This is a genomic window from Dyella sp. (assembly GCF_035277725.1).
In the GTDB taxonomy this organism is placed as follows: Bacteria; Pseudomonadota; Gammaproteobacteria; order Xanthomonadales; family Rhodanobacteraceae; genus Dyella_B.
In genome coordinates, this window is record NZ_DATEJY010000082.1 from 1 (window position 1) to 7,147 (window position 7,147).

At 62.9% G+C, this 7,147-nt stretch carries 6 protein-coding genes and 1 pseudogene; 6 read left to right on the plus strand and 1 reads right to left on the minus strand.

The window, feature by feature from the left end; translation table 11 throughout:
• Positions 1 to 830, minus strand: an 830-nt coding sequence (locus VJR68_RS07895; RefSeq protein ID WP_324147118.1) for an NAD(P)/FAD-dependent oxidoreductase, incomplete at its 3' end; no start/stop codon positions are given.
• A 156-nt stretch (positions 831 to 986) separates the two neighbouring features.
• On the opposite strand from VJR68_RS07895, the gene VJR68_RS07900 reads away from it, so the two are divergent.
• From VJR68_RS07900 to VJR68_RS07925, 6 genes and pseudogenes are all read left to right on the plus strand, one after another.
• Complete coding sequence (locus VJR68_RS07900; RefSeq protein ID WP_324147119.1) at positions 987 to 2,393, plus strand: amidase; 1,407 nt, start codon at positions 987 to 989, stop codon at positions 2,391 to 2,393.
• Positions 2,383 to 3,018, plus strand: a complete 636-nt coding sequence (locus VJR68_RS07905; protein WP_324147120.1) for an alpha-ketoglutarate-dependent dioxygenase AlkB family protein — start codon at positions 2,383 to 2,385, stop codon at positions 3,016 to 3,018. Before VJR68_RS07900 ends, VJR68_RS07905 begins: the two co-directional genes overlap by 11 nt.
• 70 nt (positions 3,019 to 3,088) lie before the next feature.
• Positions 3,089 to 4,189: a glycine cleavage system aminomethyltransferase GcvT gene (gene gcvT / locus VJR68_RS07910; protein ID WP_324147121.1), complete on the plus strand. Its 1,101-nt coding sequence runs from the start codon at positions 3,089 to 3,091 to the stop codon at positions 4,187 to 4,189.
• Between the two features lie 91 nt (positions 4,190 to 4,280).
• A complete protein-coding gene (gene gcvH / locus VJR68_RS07915) occupies positions 4,281 to 4,682 on the plus strand; it encodes a glycine cleavage system protein GcvH (RefSeq protein ID WP_324147122.1) in 402 nt (133 codons plus the stop codon).
• Positions 4,683 to 5,259: 577 nt separating this feature from the next.
• Positions 5,260 to 5,490: pseudogene (metJ, locus tag VJR68_RS22110) on the plus strand (met regulon transcriptional regulator MetJ); the annotation flags it as partial.
• 695 nt (positions 5,491 to 6,185) lie between these two features.
• Positions 6,186 to 7,147 (plus strand): energy transducer TonB (locus VJR68_RS07925; RefSeq protein WP_324147124.1); only part of this gene is annotated, 962 nt, incomplete at its 3' end.

Genomic DNA, 7,147 nt, shown 5'->3' on the forward strand with positions numbered 1-7,147 from the left:
TTCTTCCATTGCTGGAAGGCTTCCCATGGCTGGTAGTTGGGGTCTTTGTAATCGAGGCCGCTGACGTAGCCGAGGGCGATGCGGTCTTTGTCCAGGTGATAGAGGAAGGCGCCGCCGTAAGTGCGGTTGTCGGCCGGCCAGCCGAAGCTGTGGAAGATCTTGCCGGGCGTCACGCGGCCGGCCGGCACCTGCCACAGTTCCTTGATGCCGATGGAATAGCCTTGCGGGTCGCTGTTCTGATCCAGCTTGAAGCGCTTGATGAGCTGCTTGGTGAGGCTGCCGCGCGCGCCTTCGGCCAGCACGGTGACCTTGGCCTTGATGTCGATGCCTTGCGTGTAGCCGGGTTTGTGCGAGCCATCCTTCGCCACGCCCATGTCGCCGATGCGCACACCGGCGACGGCGCCGTCCTCGTTATAGATGGTGTCGGCAGCGGCGAAGCCGGGGAACACGTCCACGCCCAGCGCTTCGGCCTGTGGCGCGAGCCACGCGCACATCGCGCCGAGGGAGACGATGAAGTTGCCGTGATTGTTCAACGTCGCCGGCACCGGCAGCTTGCGGCCACCCGTTTTGGTGAGCAGCCAGAACTCATCCTCTTTGGCCGGCACGCAGATCGGTGGCGGGTTGTCGCGCCACCCAGGCAGCAGGGCATCCAGCGGCTGCGGTTCGATCACCGCGCCGGAAAGAATGTGCGCGCCAATGGTCGATGCCTTCTCGATCACGCACACCGTCACATCCGGCTTGAGCTGCTTGAGGCGGATGGCGAACGAGAGCCCCGCCGGCCCGGCGCCGACGACGATCACGTCGTATTCCATCGTCTCGCGTTCAGTCATGAGCTTGGGCTCCGTCGGTGTGGCTAAAGGCTGCTGAGGGTCTCCTGCACGTGTGGTTACCGCGCCGGTAGGGAGGCTATTCTCCGGATTCGCCAGCTGCGCGGCAAACCGGTGGCCCGGCGAGCCCGTCTGGATGTCCCTGCCACCGGAGTGTGCATGAGCTCTCTTCCACTGCTCGCCGATATCGATCTCCGCCGCGCCACGCTATGCCAGGTCTTGCACTGGCTGGCGTCGGGCCAGGTGCAGCCGGGCCGGTTGGCCGAGGTTTATATCGATGCAATCGAACGGATCAATCCACGCCTCAAGGCGTACGTGGGTTTAAGTCCGGGATTGATGCGGGAGCAGGCACAAGGTGCCGAGCGCCGCCGTCGCGATGGTGTGATCGGTCGGCTGGACGGTGTGCCCATCGCGCTCAAGGACAACTTCGACATCGCCGGTTGGGCAACGCGCTCTGGCCTGCCGAGCCCCGGCCGACCGGCGGGCCACGATGCGCACGTGGTGGCGCGGCTGCGCGCATCGGGTGCCGTGCTGATCGGCAAGACCAATATGGATGAAGGCGCATTGGGCGCCGTCACCAACAACCCCCATTTTGGGGCGACCCATAATCCGCATCGTCATGGCTATACGGCAGGCGGTTCGTCTGGCGGTGCCGCGGCAGCCGTCGCGGCAGGCTTGGCGGTGGCGGCCGTCGGTTCGGATAGCCTGGGTTCGATCCGCATTCCCGCCAGTTATTGCGGCGTGTTTGCCTTGAAGCCGACGCAGGGCGAAATTTCCGCACGCGGCATGACGCCGGCCGCGCGCCGGCTCGATACGGTGGGCTTGCTTGCACGCGGTGTCGACGATCTCACCGTGTTGTTGCAGGTGCTTGCCGGTTACGACGCGGACGATCCGCGCTCACGTCACCGTCGCGTCGCGCTGTCGCCGCCGGATTGGGAGCCGGGCAAATTGCGTTGTGGTGTGTTGCCCAACCTGCCTGCGTTGGGTGTGCAGCAGGATGTGCTGGATGTTTTCGAAGCGGCGCTCGACAAGCTCAATGGCGAGCTGGGTGAACGCCGCACGGTGGATTTCGAGGACTGGCATTTCCCGCGTTCGCGCCGCGCCGGCTTCCTGCTGATGGAGGCGGAAATGCTCGGCACGTTCGCGGTGCAACTTGCCGATACCGAGCATCCCGTCTCGCCGCAGTTCCGGCGGCTGCTGGATTACGCAACGCGCAAGACCGCAGCCGACTACGCCGAGGCCGATCGCGTGCTTGATGCCGCCGCCCTGAAGATGCGCCGGCTGTTCGCGCAGATTGATGTGCTGGTCACGCCCACGACACCGCAAGGCGCCTTCCCGTTGGATGCGCCCGTGCCGGATACGCAAGGCGATCTCACCAGCTTCGCCAACCTCGCCGGTTGCCCGGCGGTGAGCATGCCGATGGGCACGCTGCCGAACGGTTTGCCGGTCGGCATGCAGCTGATCGGTGCACGCGGTTCGGATTTACGCCTGCTCGAGTTGGCGGCAGTGTGGTCCGCCACGCTGGATGCGGCTCCCGATTATCCGGTTGGACGCGATGATTTCTGAATTGATCGGCGGCGGCTGGCAACCGCTGCCATTGCCGGATGCCGATGTGCGCTATGCGCCATCCTGGCTTGCCCGCGAAGAAGCGGACGAGCTGCTCGCACGCTTGCTGGAAGAAATTCCGTGGGAGCGCCACCGACTGAACCTGTTCGGGCGCGAGGTCGATTCACCTCGTCTGAGTTGCTGGATCGGCGATCCCGGCGCCACCTACGTGTATTCGCGCAGCCGCTTCGAACCCCGGCCCTGGACAGCGTCGTTGCTTCTCGTGCGTGAGCGTGTCGAGCGCGCTTGCCAGGCACGCTTCAACAGCGTGCTCGCCAATCTGTACCGTGACGGACAGGATTCCATGGGCTGGCACAGCGATGACGAGCCGGAGCTTGGGGCTCAACCGGTCATCGCCTCGGTGAGCCTTGGTGCCGAGCGCCGCTTTCGCTTTCGCCGTCGCGTGCCGCGCGGCATGCGCGCCGCGCAGCCGGTCGGCATCACGCTTTCGCATGGCAGCCTGTTGTGCATGGCTGGGCATACGCAGCATCGATATCAGCACGATTTGCCAAAAAGCACGGGCATCGCAGCGCCGCGCATCAATCTCACGTTCCGCCTGATCGATACCGCGCACCACCGGCCATGACGCCCTGCAACTTGGATTGCCGCGGAGCGGTGGGGATAATGCGCGGTCTCCCCACCCTGGTAGCCCCGCAATGACCCAGAAGACCGTACTCAACGCCCTCCATCGCGAACTCGGTGCGCGCATGGTCGATTTCGGCGGCTGGGACATGCCGATCAGTTACCGCTCGCAGATCGAGGAACATCACGCCGTGCGTCGCGATGCCGGCATGTTCGATGTGTCGCACATGACCGTGGTCGATCTGCATGGTGCCCGCACGCGCGAATTCCTGCGCCACTTGCTGGCCAACAGCGTCGACAAGCTCAAGGTGCAGGGCAAGGCGCTCTATAGCTGCATGCTCAACGAGCAGGGCGGGGTGATCGACGACCTGATCGTGTACCTGCTGGGCGACGAACATTTCCGCCTGGTGGTCAATGCCGCCACGCGCGACAAGGACCTGGCATGGATCGAGCAGCAGGCGAAGGCCTTCGACGTCGCGGTGAAGGAGCGTCCGGATTTCGCGATGATCGCCGTGCAAGGTCCGAGTGCGCGCGCGAAGGTGATTGGCCTGCTGCACGACGTGGATCGTCCGCGCATCGAAAAGCTTGGCCGCTTTGCCGCCGCCGCGGCGCAAGGCCCGCATGGCATGCCGCTGTTCATTGCGCGCACCGGTTACACCGGCGAAGACGGTTTCGAGATCCTGCTGCCGGAAGAACATGCCGTGGCGTTGTGGAAGGCCTTGGCTGACGTTGGTGTCGCCGCGTGCGGCCTCGGTGCGCGCGATACCCTGCGCCTGGAAGCCGGCATGAATCTCTACGGCCAGGACATGGACGAGAACGTCACGCCGTGGGAAGCCGGTCTGGCGTGGACCCTTTCGCTGGACGAAGGCCGCGATTTCATCGGCCGCAAGGCACTGGAAGCGCAGAAGGCCGCCGGCGTGCCGCGCGCGATGGTCGGCCTGGTGATGGATGAAAAAGGCGTGCTTCGCCACGGACAGAAAGTGCTGACGCCGCAAGGCGACGGCGAAATTCTTTCCGGGAGCTTCGCACCCAGCTTGAACAAGTCGGTGGCCTTCGCACGTATTCCAGTGGGCGTCACCGACAACGTGCGGGTCGACATCCGCGGCCGCGAAGTGCCGGTGCGCGTGGTGAAGTTTCCGTTCGTGCGCGACGGCAAACCATGCGAGGGCATCTGAGCGTAGCGGCAGCCATGTCCCACTCCTGCGACATCAGCAGTTAGAATCCGCACTTCCACCCCCTCACCGAAATCAACCACTGGATCCGACCATGAGCGCGAGCGAGATTCCCGGCGATCTGAAATTCCTCAAGTCCCACGAGTGGGCCCGTGTCGAAGACAATGGGCTGGTTCGCGTGGGTATCTCCAACCATGCGCAGGAGCAGCTCGGCGATCTGGTTTACGTCGAACTGCCGGAAGTCGGCGCTTCGGTGCAAGCCGGTACCGGTGCCGCCACGGTGGAATCGGTCAAGGCCGCTTCGGACATCTATTCGCCGGTGTCCGGCGAAATCACCGAAGTGAATGAGGCGCTTGCCGACAAGCCCGAGACGATCAATGAAGACGCCTACGGCGACGGTTGGTTGTTCGTGGTGAAAATCAGTGATCGCGGCGAGCTGGACGAACTGCTCGACGCGGATGCCTACGCCGAACTGATCGAGAACGAAGATCACTGACGCGTCATCGGCACGATCTGAGCAACGGCCGCCTAGGCGGCCGTTCTCATGTCAGCGGTCCGTGTAGAAGTTGCCGCAAGAACACCACGCGGCGTCGACAGAAAGTTGCATGGCGGACACCGCGACGGACCGATCTGATCGCGCATCGCATGCCGACGACGGCGGTCGTCGCGGAGCGCATCGAGGGTGTTCGGGATGTTCCGGGTCGCTTTCGGCACCGGTTCGGGCGTCTCCCGGTCTAAATTCGTTCATGCTCCCGGAACACCCATTCGGGTCGTCGGAACGGCGCGCTGCATGGCATGGCTGCACAGTTTGTATTGGCAACCTGCGTGTATCAGCGCGAATGAGAAAAATCACATTTTTAAGCTTGTTTTTGGCCTTTTTCTAAAACCGAGCGAAGCGAATTACTTGGATGTTTGGATGGCTGTTCGCATTGCATTGAGTCACTGAAAAATCATCCTTCCGACGGTGTCGTTGATCGGTCGCCGGGGCGAAGGGATTGATTTCATGGCAAAAATCAATTGACAGTTGAAATGTTCAGGAATAGCTTTCGCACCATAAACGGGGAACGTTTCCAATGGTGGCATCGAAATTCATCAAGCCTTACGTAGATCACGGTGAAAAAGCCGGCGCGGTGAGAAAGATCACTGTTTCGATTCCAATGCATGTATTGCGACTGCTGTCGGATCTCCGTACTTACCGACAGGTCAACAATTTGAGGCACGCCACGAACAGCGATTTGCTGGTTGAGGCGTTCCTCCACGCTTTTACTGGGCAACCACTGCCAACTGATGAGGAGCTAAGACGTACTATGGCCACTGCCAAGAAAACTGCACGTAAGTCGGCGAAGAAAGCCGCCAAGAAAACCACTCGTAAAGCTGCAGCCAAGCGGCCGGTCGCCAAGAAGGCCACCGCCAAGAAGCGCACCGCGCGCAAGACCGCCAAGAAGGCGGGTGCAAAGCGCGTAGGCGCGAAGAAAGCCACCGCCAAGCGCGTTGGCGCCAAGAAGGCTGCCAAGAAGGCAACCCGTAAGCGCACTGCCAAGAAGGCAGCCGCTGCCAAAGTCGTGAAGGCCACCAAGGCCGCCAAGGCCCCCAAGGCCAGCAAGAAGTAAGCACAACAACTAGACGTTTCACTCGATTTGTCTCCCTGCGGTGCCCAGCGCAGGGAGGTAGTTCGAAAGCGTTTCGTCCCGGCCTCGTGCCGGGACGCTTCATTTTGGGGCTCCGATTTTTTCCTGCGCATGCGCCACGCATGTCGCCTGCCCGACCAACGCGATGGATGTGTGGGATCGCAAGCTCTCATAAGCACTGTCTTGCACGGCTTTCCCCGCCTGGCTGTCTAGACGGCTGCCTGGCGGACGTTCGTGACATGCCCCACATTTGCTGTGTCGACCCAATCGCGATACCTTTGACCCATCCGCGCCGCGGCAAGCTGGGGAGCCGCACCTGGATAACAGGGGGGAAGCGCGGGTATCTAATGCCACTGCAGTAGTGAACGATCATGGATACCCGAAACAATCGTCGTGCGCGCGCGCAAGCGCGTGGTGCCATCAAGCCCGTTTTCATTGCGATTCTTGCCGTCGTGGCAGGCCTCGCCGTGGTGGCCTGGTTTCTCATCATCAAGCCGCATCAAGACATGCTGAGTGCGGACTCGGGCGGCCACCCTTCCACGCCGGTCAACCTTGGCCAGCAACAGGCCGTGGCACCGCCGGTCAACGTGGATGCGCTGAGCATCAACGATCTCCTGTCCGAAGCGCGCAAGGCGATGAACCAGCAGCGCGTGATCGCGCCGGCCGGCAATAACGCCTTCGAGTTCTACCTGAAGGTGCTGCAGAAGCAGCCCGGCAACCAGGTGGCGGCGGACGCCTTGCGCGAAACGTTCCCGTTCGCGGCGAGCAACGTCGAGCAGGTGATCAACCAGCGTCAGTTCGACGAGGCTGACCGCGAGATCACCCTGCTGGCCAAAGTCGATCCCACCAATTACACGCTGACCATTCTGCGTTCCAAGCTGGATGCCCAGCGCAAGACGCTCGACCAGGAACAGCAGAAGCAGCTCGATCAGCAGCACCAGGCGGAGCTGGCCGCGCAGAAATCGGCGGCCGACAAAGCAGCTGCAGAGAAAGCGCTGGCCGATAAGGCCGCGGCAGACAAGGCCTCGCAACAACAGGCGGCACTGGCGGCGCAGCAACAGAAGGCGCAGCAGGAAGCCGCGCAGCCGGCGGCGGCCAAGGCGAACAATCAGGTGGCCACCGCGCCTGCCTCGGCGGGCGGCGGCGAGACGCGCGACGCCATTCCGATCTCCACCATCCGCCCGCGCTATCCCGCTACGGCGCTGCGCAACAACCAGGAAGGCTGGGTGGATGTGCAGTACACGGTCAACGTGGATGGCAGCGTCAGCAACATCACGGTCGTCAGCGCCGAGCCGCGGCACGTGTTCGACAACGCCGCCATCGACGCGCTGCG